This is a genomic window from Delftia sp. WSY_22 (assembly GCF_043104185.1).
Lineage (GTDB): Bacteria > Pseudomonadota > Gammaproteobacteria > Burkholderiales > Burkholderiaceae_C > Comamonas > Comamonas tsuruhatensis.
This window is the reverse complement of the sequence record NZ_JBICKN010000024.1, coordinates 20,117-40,644: the sequence shown is the minus strand read 5'-3', so window position 1 is coordinate 40,644 and position 20,528 is coordinate 20,117. Positions and strand designations below refer to the sequence as shown.

The 20,528-nt window shown below is 68.4% G+C and carries 17 protein-coding genes; 8 read left to right on the top strand and 9 right to left on the bottom strand.

The annotated features are described in order from the left end of the window. Positions 1 to 6: 6 nt before the first annotated feature. The 5 genes from ACF8NF_RS13525 to ACF8NF_RS13505 form a co-directional block, all read right to left on the bottom strand. Positions 7 to 717 carry an ABC transporter ATP-binding protein gene (locus ACF8NF_RS13525; RefSeq protein ID WP_017404300.1) on the bottom strand — a complete coding sequence of 237 codons (711 nt, stop codon included), beginning with the start codon at positions 715 to 717 and terminating at the stop codon, positions 7 to 9. After that, positions 714 to 1,493 carry an ABC transporter ATP-binding protein gene (locus ACF8NF_RS13520; protein ID WP_012207823.1) on the bottom strand — a complete coding sequence of 260 codons (780 nt, stop codon included), beginning with the start codon at positions 1,491 to 1,493 and terminating at the stop codon, positions 714 to 716. The genes ACF8NF_RS13525 and ACF8NF_RS13520 overlap by 4 nt, the downstream gene beginning before the upstream one ends. Next, positions 1,490 to 2,482, bottom strand: coding sequence for a branched-chain amino acid ABC transporter permease (locus ACF8NF_RS13515; RefSeq protein WP_026062103.1), 993 nt, complete (start codon positions 2,480 to 2,482; stop codon positions 1,490 to 1,492). Before ACF8NF_RS13515 ends, ACF8NF_RS13520 begins: the two co-directional genes overlap by 4 nt. A 5-nt stretch (positions 2,483 to 2,487) precedes the next feature. Beyond that, complete coding sequence (locus ACF8NF_RS13510) at positions 2,488 to 3,348, bottom strand: branched-chain amino acid ABC transporter permease (RefSeq protein WP_012207821.1); 861 nt, start codon at positions 3,346 to 3,348, stop codon at positions 2,488 to 2,490. Positions 3,349 to 3,542: 194 nt separating this feature from the next. Further along, complete coding sequence (locus ACF8NF_RS13505) at positions 3,543 to 4,748, bottom strand: ABC transporter substrate-binding protein (RefSeq protein WP_392450720.1); 1,206 nt, start codon at positions 4,746 to 4,748, stop codon at positions 3,543 to 3,545. 244 nt (positions 4,749 to 4,992) lie between these two features. On the opposite strand from ACF8NF_RS13505, the gene ACF8NF_RS13500 reads away from it, so the two are divergent. Both ACF8NF_RS13500 and ACF8NF_RS13495 read left to right on the top strand, forming a co-directional pair. Beyond that, positions 4,993 to 6,009, top strand: a complete 1,017-nt coding sequence (locus ACF8NF_RS13500; RefSeq protein ID WP_209670365.1) for a FadR/GntR family transcriptional regulator — start codon at positions 4,993 to 4,995, stop codon at positions 6,007 to 6,009. Between the two features lie 109 nt (positions 6,010 to 6,118). Further along, positions 6,119 to 7,147: a tripartite tricarboxylate transporter substrate binding protein gene (locus tag ACF8NF_RS13495; RefSeq protein ID WP_016454212.1), complete on the top strand. Its 1,029-nt coding sequence runs from the start codon at positions 6,119 to 6,121 to the stop codon at positions 7,145 to 7,147. 79 nt (positions 7,148 to 7,226) lie between these two features. Here ACF8NF_RS13495 and ACF8NF_RS13490 read toward each other — a convergent pair whose 3' ends face one another. Then, positions 7,227 to 8,585, bottom strand: coding sequence for an aspartate aminotransferase family protein (locus ACF8NF_RS13490; protein WP_016454213.1), 1,359 nt, complete (start codon positions 8,583 to 8,585; stop codon positions 7,227 to 7,229). Positions 8,586 to 8,831: 246 nt separating this feature from the next. Between ACF8NF_RS13490 and ACF8NF_RS13485 the strand changes: the two genes are divergently transcribed. Next, positions 8,832 to 9,800 carry a LysR family transcriptional regulator gene (locus ACF8NF_RS13485; protein ID WP_046238008.1) on the top strand — a complete coding sequence of 323 codons (969 nt, stop codon included), beginning with the start codon at positions 8,832 to 8,834 and terminating at the stop codon, positions 9,798 to 9,800. Positions 9,801 to 10,211: 411 nt separating this feature from the next. Here the strand turns inward: ACF8NF_RS13485 and ACF8NF_RS13480 are convergent, their stop codons facing one another. Beyond that, on the bottom strand, positions 10,212 to 10,484 hold the full coding sequence (locus ACF8NF_RS13480; protein ID WP_016447220.1) for a DUF2061 domain-containing protein: 273 nt from the start codon (positions 10,482 to 10,484) through the stop codon (positions 10,212 to 10,214). Positions 10,485 to 10,622: 138 nt separating this feature from the next. On the opposite strand from ACF8NF_RS13480, the gene ACF8NF_RS13475 reads away from it, so the two are divergent. From ACF8NF_RS13475 to sigJ, 5 genes are all read left to right on the top strand, one after another. Continuing rightward, positions 10,623 to 14,411, top strand: a complete 3,789-nt coding sequence (locus ACF8NF_RS13475) for a PAS domain S-box protein (RefSeq protein WP_016447219.1) — start codon at positions 10,623 to 10,625, stop codon at positions 14,409 to 14,411. Continuing rightward, a complete protein-coding gene (locus tag ACF8NF_RS13470) occupies positions 14,408 to 15,409 on the top strand; it encodes an HD-GYP domain-containing protein (protein WP_016447218.1) in 1,002 nt (333 codons plus the stop codon). Before ACF8NF_RS13475 ends, ACF8NF_RS13470 begins: the two co-directional genes overlap by 4 nt. Before the next feature lie 87 nt (positions 15,410 to 15,496). Continuing rightward, complete coding sequence (locus tag ACF8NF_RS13465; protein WP_126312527.1) at positions 15,497 to 16,039, top strand: GNAT family N-acetyltransferase; 543 nt, start codon at positions 15,497 to 15,499, stop codon at positions 16,037 to 16,039. Between the two features lie 102 nt (positions 16,040 to 16,141). Next, complete coding sequence (locus ACF8NF_RS13460; protein WP_017407282.1) at positions 16,142 to 16,642, top strand: NUDIX hydrolase; 501 nt, start codon at positions 16,142 to 16,144, stop codon at positions 16,640 to 16,642. 70 nt (positions 16,643 to 16,712) lie between these two features. Then, the gene (sigJ, locus tag ACF8NF_RS13455) at positions 16,713 to 17,636 is read left to right on the top strand and encodes an RNA polymerase sigma factor SigJ (protein WP_016454217.1); all 924 of its coding nucleotides are present in this window, start codon (positions 16,713 to 16,715) and stop codon (positions 17,634 to 17,636) included. Here sigJ and ACF8NF_RS13450 read toward each other — a convergent pair whose 3' ends face one another. Together ACF8NF_RS13450 and ACF8NF_RS13445 are read right to left on the bottom strand one after the other, a co-directional pair. After that, positions 17,637 to 18,851 (bottom strand): DUF1501 domain-containing protein, encoded by a 1,215-nt coding sequence (locus ACF8NF_RS13450; protein ID WP_046987749.1) that lies wholly within the window; start codon positions 18,849 to 18,851, stop codon positions 17,637 to 17,639. Positions 18,852 to 18,867: 16 nt separating this feature from the next. Continuing rightward, entirely contained in the window at positions 18,868 to 20,445 is a 1,578-nt protein-coding gene (locus tag ACF8NF_RS13445) for a DUF1800 domain-containing protein (RefSeq protein WP_392450725.1), read from the bottom strand. Positions 20,446 to 20,528: the final 83 nt, after the last annotated feature.

Below are 20,528 nucleotides of genomic sequence, written 5' to 3'. Positions count from 1 at the left end.
GGTGGATCAGGCGATCCCTACACCGAGATACCGGTCCTTGATGGCGTCATCGGCCAGGAAAGCGGCATTGCCTGCCTCGTGCGCAATCGCACCCTGTTCGATGATGTAGTGGCGGTCGGCCAGCTGGGTGCAGACCTCCAGGTTCTGCTCCACCAGCAAGATCGCCACGCCGGCGGCCTTGATGGTCTTGAGCTGGGCCACGATCTCCTCCACGATCACGGGCGCCAGGCCCTCGACGGGCTCGTCCAGCATGAGCAGGCGCGGCGCGTTCATCAGGGCGCGGCCTATGGCCAGCATCTGCTGCTCGCCGCCCGACAGCTGGCCGCCGCCGTTGCCGCGCCGCTCCTTGAGGCGCGGGAAGATGCGGTAGATGTCGGCCAGCTGCCAGGGCGAGCGCTTGCGCTGGCCCAGCATCAGGTTCTCCTCCACCGTGAGCAGCTTGAAGATGCCGCGGTGCTCGGGCACCAGGCAGATGCCGCGCTGGGCCACCTGGTGCGTGGCCAGCCGGTGCACGGGCTCGCCGCCGAAGCGGATCTGCCCCTGCGAGGGCTGCATCACCCCCGCGATGGACTTGAGCGTGGTGGTCTTGCCCGCGCCGTTGCGGCCCAGCAGCGTGACCAGTTCGCCGTCCTGCACCTGCAGCGACACGCCCTGCAGCACATGGCTCTTGCCGTAGTGGGCGTGTATGCCCTCGACCGAAAGCAGGGGACCGCTCATGCCTTTCCTCCCGTGATCATGTTGCCCAGATAGGCGCTGCGCACACGCTCGTCGGCGCGGATCTCGTGGGGCAGTCCTTCGGCCAGCACGCGGCCCTGCTGCATGACGGTGATGGTGTCGGAGATGTCCATGACGATGTTCATGTTGTGCTCGATGAGGACCACGGTGTGCTCGTCCCTGAGGCCCTGGATCAGGCGCTTCATCTCGTCCAGGTCATCGATGCCCATGCCCGAGGTCGGCTCGTCCAGGAAGATGGCCTTGGGCCGTGCGGCCAGGGCCATGCCCACCTCCAGCCGCCGCTGCTGGCCGTGCGAGAGGTTGCCGGCCGGCGTGTCCGCATGGCGCTCCAGGCCCAGGCGCGACAGCACGCTGGCCACGGTGTCGGCCAGGGCGCGAGCACCCACGGGCGCGTTCCAGCAGTCCAGGGCCCTGGCGGGGGCCACGCCCTGCGCGGCCAGGCGCAGGTTCTCGCGCACGGGCAGGGTCAGGAACAGGCTGGTGACCTGAAAGGACCGTGCCATGCCACGCCGCACGCGGCGGTGGTCGGGCTCGCGCGTCACGTCGTGGCCGTCGAAGACGATGCGCCCGCCGCTCACGCTCTTGGTGCCCGTGAGCATGTGGAACAGCGTGGTCTTGCCCGCGCCGTTGGGGCCGATCACCGAGTGCACGGTATGGGCGCGCACCTTGAGGTCCACGCCGCCCAGGGCGACGAACTTGTCATAGCGCTTCTCGACGCCCACGGCCTCGAGCAGGATGGGAGATGCTGCGGCGCTCATGCCTGGCCTCCTTTGGTTTCTGCAGCGGCCGCCGCGGCATCTGCCGGCCCTTTGCGGCGCACCAGGGCCCACAGGCTCTCGCCCAGGCCCCACAGGCCGCGCTGCAGGCCCAGGCTCACGATCATCAGCACCACGCCCAGCAGCAGCAGCCAGCGCGGCCACAGCGTGGACAGCCAGTCGCCCAGCAGCACGTAGAAGGCCGCGCCCAGCACCGAGGCCAGCAGGTTGCCCGTGCCGCCGATCACGGTCATCACCAGGATCATTTCGCTGGTGTGGTACTCGGCATTGGACAGCGGGGCGATGCCCGTCATCATGGCGTGCAGCGCGCCGGCCAGGCCCGTGACCGCGCCCGAGATCACGAAGGCCTGCAGCTTCAGCAGCCTCAGGTCGTAGCCCACGGCGGCGGCGCGCTCCTCGTTGTCGCGCACGGCCAGCAGCGTGCGGCCGAACATGGAGTCGCAGACGCGGCGCAGCAGCCAGAACACCACCAGAAAGAGCACGGCCACAAAGCCGTAGTACTGCCAGGGCGTGGCCAGCGGCCACAGCGTCTGGCCGGCCACCGCGAGGGCGGGGCGGGGCACATCGAGCAGGCCGTTGTCGCCGCCGGTGATGTCCGTGGCCGAGTAGGCGATGAAGTAGAACATCTGCGCAAACGCCAGGGTGAGCATCACGAAATAGGTGCCGCGCTGGCGTATGGCCACCCAGCCGACGATGGCCGCGCCCACGGCGCCCATGGCGGTGGCGGCCAGCAGGGCCAGCGGCATGGGCAGGGGCCAGCGTGTCAGCAGCAGGGCGATGGTGTAGCTGCCCAGCCCGAAGAAGATGCCCTGCCCGAAGGACAGCAGCCCCGTGTAGCCCAGCAGCAGATTGCAGCCCATGGCCGCGAGGCCGAAGATCAGCACTTCGCTGGCCAGCGAGCCCGACTGCATGCACAGCGGCATGGCCACCACGATGGCCAGCGCGAGAAGGAGATGGGAATGCCTGGTCATGGTCTTCATCCTTTGCGGCCCAGCAGGCCATGGGGTCGCAGCAGCAGCACGGCGGCCATGGCCACGTAGATCATCAGGCGCGCGCCCTCGGGCCACAGCGTGCTCATCACGCTTTGCACGATGCCGATCAGCAGGCCGCCGACCAGTGCGCCGCCGAAGCTGCCCAGCCCGCCCACGACCACGATCACGAAGGCCACGCCCAGTGCCTCCACGCCCATGAAGGGCTCTGCGCCGCGTATGGGCGCGGCCAGCACGCCGGCCAGCGCCGCCGTGGCAGCGCCCAGCGCGAACACCAGGCTGAAGATGCGCAGCACGTTCACGCCCAGCAGGGACACCATCTCGGTCGATTCGCTGCCCGCGCGCACCGCGCTGCCCAGCCGCGTGCCTTCCAGCAGCCACCACAGCAGCACGGCCAGCACGGCGGTGAAGCCGATCACGAACAGCCGGTACTTGGGATAGACGAAGCTGCCCCACATCACCACGCCCTGCAGCAGATCGGGCACGGCCACGCTGTCGCCCAGCGGGCCCCATTGCACGATCACCAGCTCCTGCACCACCAGGGCCAGGCCCACGGTGACGATGATGTGGAACTCATGCGCCTTGGCATACACATGGCGCAGCATGAGCTTTTCCACCAGCCAGCCCAGCGCGCCCACGGCCAGCGGCACCACGACCAGGGACAGCCAGAAGCTCATGCCCCAGCGCGTCATCTGGTAGCAGAAATAGGCGCCCAGCAGGTAGAAGGCACCGTGCGCGAAATTCACGAAACGCAGCAGGCCGAAAACGATGGACAGGCCCACGGCCAACAGGAAATACAGCATGCCTATGCCGATCCCGTTGATGGTCTGAAGCAGATAGATGCTCATACAGGGTCCGAAACGATGGACGAAGGAGGCGAAGTGCCCGGTGGCTCTGAAGCACGCCGGTCATGGTGCTGTGCCTATGAAACTGGCGCGGCCTAAGTGAGGGACACCGAGGAAGGGCCGCCCCGCACCGAGGGTGTCGTCCCCCTCCCGCGAAGCGAGAGAGGGGGAAGGCGCGCAGCGCCTCAGGGGGAGCTCTAAACCAGCTTGCAGCCGGTCTGGTCTACGGGCAGGAAGGACTTGCCGGAGCTGACCACATCCACGTAGTCGTCCTTGTTCTTCATCTTGGACTTGGCCTTGCCCTTGAGCAGGTAGTAGTTCTTGAGCACCTGGTGGTCTGCCTTGCGCACCTCTTCCTCGCCCGTCAGGCCCTGGTACTTCATACCTTCCAGCGCGGCGACCACGGCCTTGGGGTCGACCGTGCCGGCCTTGACGATGGCATCGATCATCAGCTTGGTGCAGATGTAGTGGCCGGCCAGGCTGTAGTTGGGATTGGCCTTGAACTTGTCGTTGCAGCGCTGCACCAGATCACGGTTGAGCGGCGTGTCCACCGTGTGCCAGTACTGGGCGCCGAAGTACACGCCGTCGCACAGGTCGGCGCCCAGCGACTCGAACTGCTCCAGCCCCGAGGCCCAGGCGATCAGGATGGTCATGTTCTTGTTCATGCCGAAGCTGATGGCCTGGCGCAGCGTGTCCGAGGACTGGGCGCCGAAGTTCAGCAGCAGCAGCACGTCGGGCTTGGCGGCCACGGCATTGGTCAGGTAGCCGCTGAACTCCTTTTCGGTCAGCGAGTGGTAGCTGTTGCCCACATGCTCGATGCCCTTTTCCTTGAAGATGTTCTTGGCCGCCGTCAGCAGGCCGTCGCCGAACACGTACTGCGGCGTGATGGTGTACCAGCGCTTGGCCTTGGGCAGGGATTCGATCAGCGGGCGCACGGTCTGCTCGATGGCGCCGAAGGTGGGTGCCGACCAGCGGAAGGTGGCGCTGTTGCAGTCCTTGCCCGTGATCTCGTCTGCGCCTGCGGTGGTGATGAAGATGCCGCCGGCCCTCTCGGCCTCCTTTCCCATGGCCAGCGCCTCCGACGACAGGATGCCGCCTGCGAAAAAGCGCGTGCCCTGCTGCTGGGAAGACTCCTGCAGCTTGCGCACGGCCGTGGCGGGCTTGCCCTCGGTGTCCAGCACGGTGTAGGCCAGCGGGCGGCCCAGCGCCTTGCCGTACTGCTCTATGGCCAGCTTCATGCCCAGGTCCGCGTACTTGCCGTTGGCCGCGAAGGCGCCCGACATGGGCACGGGGCAGGCGAACTGGATGCTGTCCTTGGACTGCGCCCAGACGCTGCGGCCCAGGCCCAGCGATGCGGGCAATGCGCCCAGTGCCGAGAGTTGCAGGAGGTGACGACGTTGCATGGGATCTCCGTGATGGGGACTGAAGGCGCTGCGGCCCGGGTACGCTTTTCAGAGCAAGTTGCATGCCAGTCGAAACGGGTGCGTGCAGGCTCCTTGATTCATATTTATAGTGATAAATACAAGGAATAGGGCGCGTGCTAACCCTAGGCGCAAACGCCCACGCGCCATGGCGGTGCATACTGCACCAAACCCGTATGCAGACTGGGCGCGGACACGATTCGGTGCCCTTCCGGAGAACACAACAATGGCTACACCCAAGTCGGCCCCCCTGGCGATCCGGCAGCTCAAGCGCCCGGATCTGGTGGCCCAGGAGATCAAGCGTCTGATCACCGAAAAGAACCTCAGCCCCGGCGACCGCCTGCCGCGCGAAAGCGAGCTGCAGGCCCAGTTCCAGGTCAGCAAGGGAACGATCCGCGAGGCTCTCAAGTCGCTGGAAGTGCAGGGGCTGATCACCATCTCCACGGGCCCTTCGGGCGGTGGCACGGTCGTCGAGGTGCCGCTGGACCGCACGCTGCAGTTCATGCAGAACTACCTGTTCTTCCAGGAGGTGACCATCGACGACATCTACACGGTGCGCCAGATGCTGGAGCCCGAGCTGGCGGCAGGCGCCGTGCCCCATCTGACCGAGGCCGATTTCGAGGCCCTGGAGCACAGCATCGCCTGCTGCGATCCCACGCAAAGCAGCGACGACCTGGTGAGCCAGCGGCGCGAGGACGTGAACTTCCACGACATCCTGGCGGCCGCCAACCCCAACCCGTTCCTGCGCTTCACCTGCGAGCTGATCAACGAGATGATCCGCCAGCTCATCGTCTTCGCCAACCGTACTCCGCAGGCCGAGCACCGGCGCTTCGGCGAGGCCAATGCGCAGTTCCACCGCAGCATCGTGCAGGCCGCGCGCGAGCGCGATGCTGCGAAGGTGCGCGCATTGATGCAGGAGCACATGCGCGATGCGGCCAGCAGCGTCAAGCGCATGAAGGGCCGCATCCAGGGCCGGCTCATCCTCGATGCCGACAGCCTGCGCAGCCCGCGTCCGCGACGCGCCGTGCAGCCGGTGGAAAAGGCCGCAGCGACAGCGCCAGGGACTGCGTCAAAAACAACGGCAAGGGCGAGCGCAAGGACCACCGCGAAGGCCCCGGCAAAGGCCCCCGCAAAAACCATCCCAAAGGCCTCCGCAAAGACGGCTGCGAAGGCTCCGGCAAAGTCGCCTGCAAAGGCCACGTCCGCGCGTCCCGCTGCCGCACGCAAGCGCGCGGCCTCCTGAGCTGTCCCGCACCGGTCATCGGCGCCCCACGCCACGCGTTTCGCGCTGCCCGCTGCTGGTATGCTGCCGCGCGCTTGGCCTTCACGCATTCCCCTCACGAGACAACAGCATGAGACAAACCCCTTTCGCATCCTCCCGCACCCCGGTGCGCCGCGCAGCCCTGTGGCACGCCCTGGCCGGCGGCCTGGCGCTGGCGGCCACGCTGGCGGCGCCCCTCGCCCATGCCCAGGGCGCAGGCAGCTATCCGTCCAAGACCATTCGCCTGGTCGTGCCCTTCGCACCCGGTGGCTCCACCGACATCCTGGGCCGCCTGCTGGCGCAAAAGCTGGGCGAGAGCATGCACACCACGGTGGTGGTGGACAACAAGCCCGGTGCCAACGGCACCATCGGCTGCGACCTGGTGGCCAAGGCGCCGGCCGACGGCTACACCGTGGTGCTGGGCGACGTGGGCTGCATGGCCATGGCCAAGGGCCTGTATACCAAGCTGCCCTATGACCCGCTGCGCGACTTCGCGCCCATCAGCCTGGTGGCGCGCAGCCCGCTGGTGCTCACCGTGGGAGCGCAAAGCCCGTTCCACTCACTCAAGGAGCTAACGGCGGCGGCCCAGGCCCAGCCCGGCAAGCTCAACTACCCCTCGTCGGGCACGGGCGGACCCAACCATCTGGGCGCCGAGCTGTATGCCATGCAGGCCAAGGTCAAGATCGGCCACGTGCCCTACAAGGGCAGTGCGCCTTCGGTGGTGTCGCTGGCCGCCGGTGAGACCGACTTCGGCTTTCTCACGGCCGTGACCATTGCCGCGCAGCTCAAGGCCGGCAAGGTGCGCGCGCTGGCCGTGGCCCACAACGAACGCCTGCAGTCCATGCCCGACGTGCCCACCATGTCGGAGGCCGGCCTCAAGGACTTCACGGCCGATGCCTGGTTCCTCGCGGCCGTGCCCGCAGGCACGCCCAAGCCCATCGTGGACCGGCTCTACGCCGAGATCGCCAAGGCCCTGCCCGCGCCCGAGGTCAAGGAAAAGCTGGACGCCATGGGCGTGCTGCCCTCGGGCCTCAAGCCCGACGCCTCGGCCCAGTTCCTGCGCGTGGAAGTGGACAAGTGGCGCGATGTGATCAAGAACGCGGGCATCACGCTGGACTGATTTCGCAGCCTTGCCGTTGCCATGCAAAAAGCCCCTGCGGCCTCACGGCCCAGGGGCTTTTCTCATGCGCCGGAGATGCTCAGTTCGTTTCGGTCAGGGCATCGCCCAGGGCGCTGACCAGCCGCTCGATCTCGGCCTTCTCGCTGATGAAGGGCGGCGCGATCTGGATGGTGTCGCCGCCGTAGCGCACGTAAAAGCCCTTGTCCCAGCACTTCATGGCGATCTCGTAGGGACGGCGTGCCGGCTCGCCGGGCAGCGACTCGATGGTGAAGCCCGCAGCCAGGCCGAAGTTGCGGATGTCGGCCACATGCTTTGCTCCCTTGAGGCTGTGCACGGCCTGCTCGAAGAACGGGGCCAGCGCGCGCACGCGGCCCGGGCCGTCCTCGCGCTGCAGCAGGTCCAGCGCGGCCACGCCCGCCGCGCAGGCAATGGGGTGGGCCGAGTAGGTATAGCCGTGCGGGAACTCCAGCATGTACTCGGGGCCGCCCGCTGCCATGAAGGTGTCGTAGATCTCCTTGCTGGCCACCACGGCGCCCAGGGGCTGGGCGCCATTGGTCACCTGCTTGGCGATGTTCATGATGTCGGGCGTGACGCCGAAGGCCTCCGCCCCCGTCATGGCGCCGCAGCGGCCGAAGCCCGTGATGACCTCGTCGAAGATCAGCAGGATGTTGTTCTGCGTGCAGATCTCGCGCAGGCGCTGCAGGTAGCCGGCCGGCGGAATCACCACGCCGGCCGAGCCCGAGAAGGGCTCGACGATGACGGCTGCGATGTTGCTGGCGTCATGCAGGGCGATCAGGTCCAGCAGCCGGTCGGCCAGCGCGCGGCCATCGGTGGTGGGCATGCCTTTGTGGAAGGACCCCAGCGCCGGCTGCGTGTGCGGCAGGTGGTCGGCCTCCACGCCCTGGCCGAAGGTCTTGCGGTTGCCCACCATGCCGCCGACCGAGATGCCGCCGAAGTTCACGCCGTGGTAGCCCTTCTCGCGCCCGATCAGCCGGGTCTTGCCGCCCTGGCCCTTGGCGCGCCAGTAGGCGCGTGCCATCTTCAGCGCCGTGTCGGCGGCTTCCGAGCCCGAGCCCGTGAAGAACACATGGTCCAGGCCTGCGGGCGTCAGCTCCTTGATCTTGTTGGCCAGCGCGAACGAGGCCGGGTGGCCGAACTGGAAGGCCGGCGCATAGTCCAGCTGCTGGGCCGCGCGGCCGATGGCTTCGGCGATCTCGCGGCGGCCATGGCCCAGGCCCGAGCACCACAGGCCCGACAGGCCGTCGAAGATCTTGCGGCCGTCGGCATCGGTGTAGTACGCGCCCTGGGCGCTGGTGATCATGCGCGGGCGCGCCTTGAACTCGCGGTTGCCGGTGAAGGGCATCCAGTGGGCCTCGAGCCAGGCGGCATCGGTGCGCGTGGCGGGGGCGGCGCTTTGTTCGGTGGGAACCAGGGTCATGGCGATCTCCTCGAGCCTAGGGAAGAAATGTGGATCGGCCCATTGTGAGCGCGCTGTTTGATTTCGCGAAGAGCACGATATCGAGGTTTACTTGCATATTTCTGCAAGTGACCAAGCGCCTGCCGGTCGCGGCATGGCGTGCGCGCATTGGGGGAATCCGTCGCCACTGCCGCCCCGTGGCTCCCCTATAGTGGCTCCCCTGTAGCGGTGGCCATGTCCGGCAAGCACACCGGGAGGCGAATGGCGATGGCGGAATTTTCTCTGGATACACCTGCGAGCCGCCGGGCACGCGATGGCCGTGCGCGTGCGGCGCTGGGCCAGCTGGGCGACATGGATCTGCGCCTGCTGCGCGTGTTCAAGGCCGTGGTCGAGTGCGGCGGCATGTCGGCTGCCGAGCTGGAGCTGAACATCGGCAGCTCCACGCTGAGCCGCCACATGAAGGACCTGGAAGAGCGCCTGGGCCTGACGCTGTGCCGGCGCGGGCGCGCCGGCTTCGCACTCACGCCCGAAGGCCACCGCATCTACGAGGCCACGCTGCAGCTGCTGGGCGGCGTGGAGGGGTTTCTGGGCCAGGTGGACGACATCCATGGCCGGCTGGCCGGCACGCTGGACGTGGCGCTGTTCGACAAGACCGTGGGCAATCCGCAGTCACGCATTCCCGAGGCGATAGGCCTGCTGCACGATCAGGCGCCGCAACTGCACCTGCGGCTGCACGTGGCCTCGATACAGGCCATCGAGCGCGGACTGATGGAGGGGCGCTGGCAGGTGGGCGTGCTGCCCTCTGCACCCAGTTCGGGCGCGCTGGACAGTGCCCGGTTGTTCGGCGAGCGCATGCAGCTGTACTGCGCTCCCGGCCATCCGCTGCATGGCGCCGACCATGGCGGGCTGGACTGGGACAGCCTGGGCGCACATGCCTTTGCAGGCCTGGGCTACCAGTCACCCAATATGGCGCTCAGCCACCAGGCCGGCCTGCAGCGCCAGGCCACGGGTTTTGACCAGGAGGCCATTGCCATGCTGGTGCGCTCGGGCCGCTACCTGGGATTTCTGCCCGACCACTATGCACAGGCCATGGAGGGCCAGGGTCTGCTGCAGGCCGTGGCCCCCCACCGGTTCTTCTATCTCTGTGATTTCTTCGCGGTCTGGCGCAGTGCCGTGGTGCCTGGGCGTGCAGCCCGTGTGTTCATCGACGCGCTGCTGGGCGTGCACCGTGAATGAACGGCTTTGCCACAGCCTTGACAAGAGGAAAATCACAGGTTTGCGAAGAGGCTATACACAGCTTTTCACACAGCTTGTGCACATATTTTCCAGCGTATGCGCTTGACAATGTTTGGCATTGTGACCGGCGCCGGGGCTTCAGTCCGCCCCGATGCGGTCGAAAGGCATGTATGGATTCCGTGCCGGCCATGGGCCGCACGGGCAGCGCCTTGATACCAACGATTTCGCATTTCCCGGGTTCTTGCCACCATGCGCCGCCATGTCCACCTCTCTTGCCGCCACGGCAGGGCCGGGTTTCAGCCCGTGCCGCCATCGACCATCCTTGCCAGGGTTTCGGTCAGCCAATTGCCGAATGAGGCGTCCGCGCTGAAGGACCGCAGGGGCGTGGGCATGTTCGTGCTCCTGGCGGGTTCAGGCCGCAGCCGCAGTGGCTGCTGCGGGCGGCGCCATGCCGGCGCCCGCGTCGGCACGGCGGCGCAGGCCGCGCTCCCACAGCTTTTCATGGAAGAAGAAGGCCACGGCCTGCACCGTGGGCTCCAGCAGGCTGAGCGTCAGCGCGGCCCAGAGATTGCGGGTCACGGCATAGGCCACGGCCGCTGCCACGGTGACATGGATGACGTAGTAGCTGGCAGTCTTCAACAGCGTGCGGCGGTGGTGGTGAAGGGTCTGGCGGATGCGGCTCATGGGGCTCTCCTCGGGATGAGACTCCATGCTAGATGTGCGAAATAGTTATGGCCAATCGAAAATGATCATCAAAGTTATAAACACTATCGATGGCCGGCGGTTGCGTGCTGCGGCCTTGTGCCATGCCGGGGGCGCGCCATGAGCTGGGACCAGATTTTCGTGCTCGGCTGGGCGCCGCATCCGCAGTGGTTCCAGTGGCTGCATCCGGGCCTGGTGACGCTGTCGGTGCTGGTGGCCGTGGCCACGTCGGTGATGGCCATGCAGATTGCCGGGCTGGCGCGCGATGCCGCGTCGCCGCGCATACGCCGCGTGGGCGTGCTCACGGGCGCCTTCTGCCTGGGCGCGGGCATCTGGGCCATGCACTTCATCGGCATGCTGGCCTTCGTGCCCTGCACCTTTGGCGACTACGACCCCTGGATCACCACGCTGTCCATGCTGCCCAGCATGCTGGCGTCCTGGCTGGCGCTGACGCTGATGGTGCGGCCGCAGCTGTCCACGCAGGCGCTGGTGGGCGGCGGCGTGCTCATGGGGCTGGGCATTGGCTCCATGCACTACATCGGCATGGCGGCGGCCCAGACCTGGACCTCGATGCTCTACGACCCCTGGGGCGTGCTGCTGTCGGTGATCGTGGCGGCAGGCATGGCCATGCTGTCGCTGTGGGTGCGCTTCAGGCTGGGCAACACGGGCCGGCTGTGGCCCACGCTGGTGGCCGGCATCGTCATGGGCTTGGCCATTTCCTGCATGCACTATGCGGGCCTGTATGCACTGCGCCTCAAGCCTGAGATCGATGTGCTGGCGCAGGTGGAGTCGCCCACGCATGCGCTGCTGGTGTTCTCCATCGTCGGCATGGTGGTGCTGATCTTCGGTCTGGTGTTCGCGGTCAACATGACGCTGCGCTACCGCCAGATCTATCGCCAGGTGCAGCGCAGCGAATCGCGCCTGCGCGCCGTGGTGGAGACGGCGGTGGACGGCATCGTGATGATCAACGGGCGCGGCAGCATCGTGTCGTTCAACGGTGCGGCCGAGCGGCTGCTGGGCTGGACGGCGCAGGAGGTGGTGGGCCGCAGCGCCAGCCTGCTCATGCCCGCGTCGGGCTGCGATGGCGATGGCGGCTCGCTGCAAAAGCATCTGGCCACGGGCTTTGCGGGCCTGCTGGGCTCCAGCCGCGATATCAACGCCATGCACAAGGACGGCACGCAGATCGCCGTGCGCTTGGCCGTGGGGCGGGTGGCGATTGCCGGCGATCCGCTGTACGTGGGCTTTGTGACCGATATCCGCGAGCGCCGCCAGATGCTGCAGTCGCTGCGCCGCAGCGAGGAGCAGTACCGCACCCTGATCAACAACGTGCCCGGCACCACGTTCCGCTGCCTGTACGACGGCAAATGGACGCCGCTGCTGCTCAGCCGCTCCATCGAGGAGTTGACGGGCTGGACCGAGCAGGATTTCACCGATGGCCTCACGGGCTGGGACCGGCTCATCCACGCCGAGGACCGCGACCGGCTGGAGGCTGCGGTGGCGCATTCTCTGGCGCGGCGCCAGACCTACAACGCCGACTACCGCCTGCTGCACCGCGACGGCAGCACGCGCTGGGTGTCCGAGACCGGGCGCGGCGTCTTCAACGAACAGGACGAACTGACCTGGATCGACGGCGTGATCATGGACCAGACGGCGGCGCGCGCGCGCAATGCCGAGTTCGAGGGCACGGTGCGCGCCATCGACCTGTCGCTGGCCACCATCGAGTACGACCTGCGCGGCCATGTGCTGCGCGCCAACCGCAATTTCCTGGACCTGTTCGGCTACCGGCTCGACGAGGTCGCGGGCCGCCACCACGGCATGTTCTGCGAGCCCGGCTATGCGCATTCGCCCGAGCATGTGCAGTTCTGGCGCCGCCTGGCCGAGGGCGAGTTCCAGGCCGGCGAGTTCCTGCGCTGCGGGCACGAGGGGCGGCGCATCTGGGTACAGGCCACCTACAACCCCATACGCGGTGCCGACGGCCGGCCCTACAAGATCGTCAAGCTGCTCACCGACATCAGCGCCCAGCGCAAGCTGGCCCAGGAGCTGGTGCTGGCCAAGGAGCATGCCGAAGCCGCGGCCGCCGCGCGCAGCACCTTCCTGGCCAACATGAGCCACGAGATCCGCACGCCCATGAACGCCATCATCGGCTTCACCGAGGCGTTGCGCGAAACGGCGCTGCAGCCCACGCAGGCGCGCTACCTGGACACGGTGCACTACGCGGCGCGCTCCATGCTGCGCCTGCTCAACGACATCCTGGACACGGCCAAGCTCGACAAGGGGGCGGTGGAGCTGGAGATAGAGGACTTCTCGGTGCGCGAGCTGTGCCAGCAGATCCTGGCATCGCTGCGCATCACGGCCGATCGCAAGGGCCTGGACCTGCGCCTGGACTACGACCCGCACACGCCGGCCGCGCTGCGCGGCGACGGCATGCGTGTGCAGCAGATCCTGGTGAACCTGCTGGGCAATGCCGTGAAGTTCACCGAACGCGGCCATGTGCTGCTGCGCGTGCGCTACGAGCAGGGCGTGCTCCAGCTCGATGTGCATGACACGGGCATAGGCATCGCGGCCGAGAAGATCCACCGCATCTTCGACCCCTTTGCCCAGGCCGACGCCTCGACCACGCGGCGTTTCGGCGGCACGGGCCTGGGCACGACCATCTCGCGCCAGCTGGCCGAACTCATGGGCGGCAGCATCCAGCTGCACAGCACGGTGGGCGTGGGCACGGTGTTCGAGGTGCGCCTGCCCCTGCCGGTCGGCGAGAGCCCGCTGTCCGAGCGCGGGGCGGCCAGCCGCGGCCTGCCGCCGCTGCACATCCTGGCGGTGGACGATGTGCCCGAGAACCTGGAGCTGCTGCAGATCAACTTCTCCAGCCAGAACCACCAGATGGTGCTGGCCCACGACGGTGCCGAGGCGCTGCGCTGCGTGCAGGCGCAGGAGCCGCCTTTCGACGTGGTGCTGATGGACCTGCAGATGCCGGGCATGGACGGCCTGGCGGCGGCGCGCGCCATCCGTGTCTGGGAGCGGCAGCTGCAGCGCCGGCCCGTGCCCATCGTCGCGCTGTCGGCCAGCGTGCTGGAGAAGGACCGCAGCGACGCCACCGCCGCCGGCATGGACGGCTTTGCCTCCAAGCCGCTGGACATGGCGCGGCTGCAGGCCGAGATCGCACGCCTGCTGTCGCTGCAGGTGGCGCTCAAGGAGGCCAGGCCGCCCGCGCCCGCCAGCGCCCAGCCGGGGCTGCCTGATGTCACGGTGGACTGGGCCTCGGGCATTGCGCTGTGGGGCCGGGTCGATCCGCTGGTGGCCGCCATTCGGCGTTTCCTCAATGAACAGCTGGACCTGGCCGACCGCCTGCGCCGTGCCCTGCAGCGCCCCGGACCCGAGGCCTTGATCGGCCTGGCGCACCGCGTGCGCGGCGCGGCCGGCAACCTGGGCCTGCAGGCCGTGTACCGGCTGGCATCGCGCCTGGAAGGCCTGGCGCAGGAGGGCGCCGGGCAGCCGCAGCTGCTTGCCCTCATCGACCAGCTGCACCAGGCGCTGGATGCCGTCGCGCGCGAGCTGCGCCAGCGCCACCCGGCCGCCATGCCGATGGCCGAGGCGCAGGGGGCGGCATCGGGCGAGGCGCCGGGCCAGGCGCAGGGCCATGCGTGGGCGCAGGCCGAGGGCGATGCGGCGCCCCAGGCGGGCGCACCCGCCCTGCCTGCCGATGCCCGGCCCTGGCTGGAGCGCATCGTGGCCGCCTTGCACAGCGGGGAGCTGGACGGGCAGGCCATGCAGGCCCTCGTGCGCATGCTGACGGCCGAACAGCTTCAGCCGCTGCAGCAGGCACTGGATAATTTCGACTTCGAGCGCGCGCAGGAATGCGCCCAGCAGTTGCAGCAGCAACTGCCCTCGAACGATGGAGACAGAGCATGAATGCGCCCAATCTATTGGCAACGGACAAGCGCCCGCGCCTGCTGCTGGTCGATGACGACCCGACCAACCTGCATGTGCTGCGCCAGATCCTGGGCGAGGATTACCGGCTCTCGTTCGCCACGGACGGGCGCAAGGCTCTGCAGCTGGCCCAGCACCAGCCGGACCTGATCCTGCTGGACATCATGATGCCCGAGCTCGATGGCTACGCCGTGTGCCGCCAGCTCAAGGCGCAGGCCGACACGGCCCGCATCCCGGTGATCTTCATCACCGCCCTGTCGGACGGACAGGACGAGGCCCTGGGCTTTGCCTCGGGCGCGGTGGACTACATCGTCAAGCCCGTGCGCGCGCCCGTGGTGCGGGCGCGGGTGCGCAACCACCTGTCGCTGGTCAAGCTCGACGAGCTGCGCAGCACGCGGCTGCAGATCGTGCAGCGCCTGGGCCGCGCGGCCGAGTACCGCGACAACGAGACGGGCATGCACGTGATCCGCATGAGCCACTACGCCAAGACACTGGCCTTGGCGGCCGGCTGCACCGACGAATGGGCGGACGACCTGCTCAACGCCGCGCCCATGCACGATGTGGGCAAGATCGGCATCCCCGATGCCATCCTGCTCAAGAACGGCCCGCTGACGGCCGAGGAATGGACGGTCATGCGCCGCCATCCGCAGATCGGCGCCGAGATCATCGGCGAGCACGATTCCCAGGTGCTGCAGATGGCCTACAGCATCGCGCTGACCCACCACGAGAAATGGGACGGCACGGGCTATCCGCAGGGCCTGGCGGGCGAGGACATCCCGCTGGCCTCGCGCATCGTGGCCGTGGCCGACGTGTTCGATGCCCTCACCACGGAACGCCCCTACAAGCACGCGTGGACGGTGGACGACGCCATGGATCACATAGAGCAGCAGGCCGGCGCCCACTTCGACCCGCGCCTGGTGCCGCTGTTCATCGGCCTGCGCCCGCAGCTGGAAGACATACGCGAGCGCTGGAAGGATTGACGGGGAACCGATTCCGGCAGGGTGCGCCGGGGCTTTGGCAATCGCTTACCCTGGGCGGCCTGTCTCCGGCACCTGCCTGTCCTGCCCATGTCTTGTTCGCCTTCTCCATTCTCTTCCTTGCCTGCCGCTGACCGCTTCCATGTCCGCGCACTGACCGCCGCCGACCTGCCCGGTCTGCTGGACATCCAGCGGGCCTGCTATGGCGAGGACTATGCCGAGAGCGGCGAGGTCTTTGCGCGGCGCCTGGCCGGCACGGCCCATTGCTCGCTGGCACTGGAGCAGGACGGCCGTGTGCGCGCCTATCTCGCGGCCTACCGCAGCCTCATGGCCAAGATCACGCCGCTGCACGGTGACTTCGAGGCCGTTGAGCAGGCCGACACCCTGTACCTGCACGACATGGCCGTGCACCCCGAGGCCGCAGGCCAGGGCCTGGCCCGTGCGCTGCTGGCGCCGCTGTGGGAGCGGGCGCGCGCCGAGGGCCTGCGCCACACGGCCCTGGTGTCGGTGCAGGGCTCGCGCGGCTACTGGGAGCGCCATGGCTATGCCGTGCAGGCGTTGACCGATCCGCTGCAGCAGCAGCGCCTGGTGAGCTACGGCGACGGTGCGCTGTACATGGCCCGGCCGCTGTAGGGCGGCGCTACGGGGCGCTACAGGGTGCCGTGTCGCGTGGTGGTCTGCAAGGCGCGGTGATGGGGTTTTTGGCCGGGGACGGGCCGGCCGCCTCTGGTCATAATGCGCGCCATGCCCGATCGCTGGAAACCCAATGTCACTGTGGCGGCCATCATTGAGCGCGATGGCCGTTTTCTGCTGGTGGAAGAAGACACGGCCGATGGCGTGCGCTACAACACCCCCGCCGGCCATCTCGACCCTGCCGAGTCGCCCATCACCGCCTGTGTGCGCGAGGTCGATGAGGAGACGGCGCACGACTTCGTGCCCACGGCCCTGGTCGGCGTCTACCTGAACCGCTTCGTGCGCACGCGCACCGGCTCCGACATCACCTATCTGCGCTTTGCCTTCACGGGCGAGCTGGGTGACTTCCGGGCCGGCCAGCCGCTGGACGACGGCATCATCCGCACGGTCTGGATGACGCTGGACGAACTCAAGGCCTGCACCGCCCAGCACCGCAGTCCGCTGGTGATGCAAAGCATAGAGGACTACCTGGCCGGCCGCCGCTACCCGCTGGAGCTGATCCACACCGATCCCAGCGTGCTGCAGGCTCCGCAGCCCCACTGAGTCACCAAGGCACCGAGCACCATGCCGGCCCTGTCTGTCACACAACGCCACGCTCCCGCGTCTTGATGGCATGCAGACCTCCTCCGCCACCGACGATCCCCTGGCCCTGTTCGAGCGCCACCGCCCGCGCCTGTTCGGCCTGGCCTACCGCATGCTCGGCCAGCGCGCCGATGCCGAGGACCTGGTCCAGGAGGCCTGGCTGCGCTGGCATGGCGCCGAGCGCGCCGGCATAGAGCAGCCCGAGGCCTGGCTGGTCTCCGTGACCACGCGCCTGGCCATAGACCGGCTGCGCCGCCTGCGCGCCGAGCGCGAGCACTACCAGGGCTTCTGGCTGCCCGAGCCCCTGGTCCAGCCCTGGGCCGAGGAGTCCGCACCCTCGGCCGAAGACCTGCTGGAGCGTGCCCACGACGTGTCCACGGCGCTGATGTTCGTGCTCGAGCAGCTCACGCCCGACGAGCGCGCCGCCTTTTTGCTGCGCGAGGTCTTCGATGCCGACTATGCCGAGGTGGCCCAGGCCCTGGGCCGCAGCGAGGCCGCCTGCCGCCAGCTAGTGCACCGCGCCCGCAGCCATGTGCAGGCCGGCCGCCCGCGCTTTGCGGCGCCGCCCGAGGCCCATGCCGCGCTGCTGCAGCGCTTTGCGCAGGCCGTGCAGGGTGGGGACTTTGCGCAGATCCAGGCGCTGTTCGCGCCCGATGCCGAACTCATCAGCGACGGCGGCGGCAAGGTGCCCTCGTTCGGCCGCGTGCTGGAGACCGGCCGGCGCCTGGCCCTGCTGTACTTCGCCACCACGCGCCGCATGCGGCGCAACGGCCAGCGCCAGACCCTGCACCTGGCGCGCGTCAACGGCTTGCCGGGCCTGCTGCGCTGCATCGACGGCGAGCTGGAATCCGTGCAGACGCTGCTGGTCGAAGACGGCCTGATCCGCCGCATCTACACGCTGCGCAATCCCGACAAGCTGTCCGGCGTGCCAGTGCCGCCGCAGGCGCTGCCGTAGTCAGACGAGTTGCAGGTCGCGGGGCGTCGCGCCTTCGAAGACACGCTGCAGCTGGGCGGGACTCAATCCATACATGCGCCGGAACAGGCCGCCCAGCACGGCGCGGTACTCGTTGAGCACGGGATGGTCGCGGTTCTGGAACAGGTTTTTCTGGTTGACCTCGACCTGCTCTCCCACGATGCGACCGCCCGCGCGCGCGGACAGCCCGCCGCCCAGCAGCCAGTAGGTCGTGCCGTGGCCGTGGTCCGTGCCCTTGTTGCCGTTCTCGCGGAAGGTGCGGCCGAATTCGCTGATCACCACCACCACCGTATGGCGCCAGGCCTCGGGACCTATCTCCTGGGCAAAACCGGCCAGGCCCCGGCCCAGCTCGTCCAGCCGTCCGGCCAGCGCGCCTGTGGCGCCGCCCTGGGCCACATGCGTGTCCCAGCCGCCTACATCGACGAAGCCCAGGTCGAAGCGATCGCGCATAAGGGCCGCCATGCGCTGCGCCACCAGCGCAAAGCCCCGCGCGCTGATGGCGTCGCGCCCGGCCTGGTCCATCTCTTCCTGCACGCTGCGCTGCACCGCATCGCGCACGGCAAAGCCCTCCTGCACGGCCGTGCCCAGGGCAGTGCCTGCGTACATGGCGGCAATGGCCTGGCTGCGTCTATCGTCCAGCCCGCCCTTGCCCACGGACGCCAGGGCCATGTTGGCGGACGGCAGGCCGCCACGCAGCAGCAGTGGCAACTGGGGCGTGAACGACATGGGCGACACCGGGCCCCGCCCGTCCTGCCCCAGCACCTGGGCCAGCCGGTTCAGAAAGCCCGACTGGTAGCTGCGGCGCCCGTCCAGGCCCTGGCCCAGTTCGATGGAGTCCTGTGTCTCGAAATGGCTGCGCGACAGGTCGTGCGTGCCTGCAAAGGGCACGAAGCAGGCCTGGCCGGCTTGGAACAGCGGATGGATGCTGTCCTCCAGCATCGGATGCAGGCCCCAGCGGCCATCCAGCGCCAGCGCGCCACCGGCCTCGCCGGAACGGGGGATGGCAATGCTGGGACGGGCCTCGTAGTAGAAGTCGCTGTGCGTGGGCACCAGCAGACTGTTGCAGTCATAGGCACCGCGCAGAAACACCAGCAGCAGGCGCGGCGTGGCTGGCTGGAGGGCGGCCGCCTGCAGCCGGCCCAGGTGGGCGGCAAAGGGCAGGGCCGATGCCATGGTCAGGAAGTGGCGTCGCTGCATGGAAAGTCTCCGGGGTTCAGCGGAACATCATCTCGGGTGCGGACAGGAAGTAGGTATTCCAGTCCGCCGGATTGCGGGCCTGGGCCAGTGCCGCCTGCGTGGCCTGGCTCCACTGGGGCAGGCGCTGGCGCACGCTGGCCCGTTCCGACAGCATGGGGTAGGGCGGCTTCTCCAGCGCCTCCTTGGGGTCGGCGCGAAACAGCACGGCGCTGCGCGTGGCGATCTGGCGCGCCACCTCGAAGCGTGCCGCCATCTGGCCCGAACTGGCCCAGTCGGACTGCATCTGCGGGTAGCCGTCCGGCGTCTCATGCGCGTAGAGGTTCTGGCCCAGCCGGTTGATCCAGCCCAGCACGGGCGCCACGTCGGCCGCCACGCGCTGGTCCACCGACAGCCGCGTGGCGGCCAGCACGTAGTGCAGCGGATCGCGGAACTTGCGGCCAAAGCGCGCGGCCTCCGGATCGGTCAGCAGCGCCGCCACGGTGGCTGCGATGTCGCCCCGGCTGCGCGTGAAGGCCTGTGCCGTGCGCTGCACCAGGGCCGGCGGCGGATCGTCGGCAATGAAGAACACCGCCAGCTTGTGCGCGATGAACTGCGCCGTGGCCGGCGCGGCGACGATGCGGTCCAGCGCCTCCTGGACCTCGGCCATGCCGCGCGCGTGCAGGGGCTGGCCCAGGAAGGTCTTGGCTCCGTAGTCGTGCCGGTTGGGATTGAACTCGAAGAATCCCGAGCGCAGGTAGTCGCCCTGGCGCCCGGCGCGCATGCGCGGCGGCGGCGTGCCGGCCGGCTGCAGATTGATGCCCACGCCTGTCAGGATGCGCGCCATCTCCTGCACGTCGGCCTGGGTGTAGCCGCTGCCCACGCCCATGGTGTGCAGCTCCAGCAGCTCGCGCGCGTAGTTTTCGTTGATGCGGCCCGCCGCATTGCTGGCGTTGTCCAGGTAGCGCAGCATGGCCGGGTGGCGCAGCGAGGCCTCCAGCAGGCTGCGGAAACTGCCCAGCGCATGCGGGCGTATGGCCTGCTCCTCGTAGTCGCCCACCCAGGCGCGGATATCGGCCTTGCGCAGGCTGACGCTGAAATGGTTCATCCAGAACCAGGTCATCTGCTCTTGCAGCTGTGCCGGCGAGTACAGCGCGCGGATCACGAAGCGCTTCTGGGCATCGCTGCCCAGCTTGTTCAGCGTGCGCTGGTAGGCCTGCTGCCGCGCGGCCTTTTCATCGGCCGATGCGGCTTCCTGCACGGCCTTGCGCTGGTCGCCCAGCTCCAGCAGCACCTGGTCCATGGGGCGCTGGCTGATGCCCAGCCCATCAATGCGCTGCTGCGCCTGCGCAGGCAGCGGCTGAGGCCCCGGCTGCAGTTGCCGGGCCAGCCAGGCCTTGAGGCCCAGGCGCTGCAGCTGCGCATCCTCGCTGTCGGTGGCGCCCCAGGTGACGCGGTCCAGCCATTGCTGGCGCTGCGCGGCGGTGAGCGGTGCCTCGGCCACTCCCTGCAGCGCGGCCGCTGCGGACGACGGCGGGGCCTGCAAGGGCGCACAGCCTGTGGCCAGGACGATGGCGGAGAAAGTGAGAGCGATGGCGAACGGCGAAGTGCGGCGCATGGTGTCTCGGTGGGTAGGGGGCATCCATTGGACTCCAGCATCCTCCACCCATGTGCTTCGCCCTGTAAAGCGCCGGTAGCAAA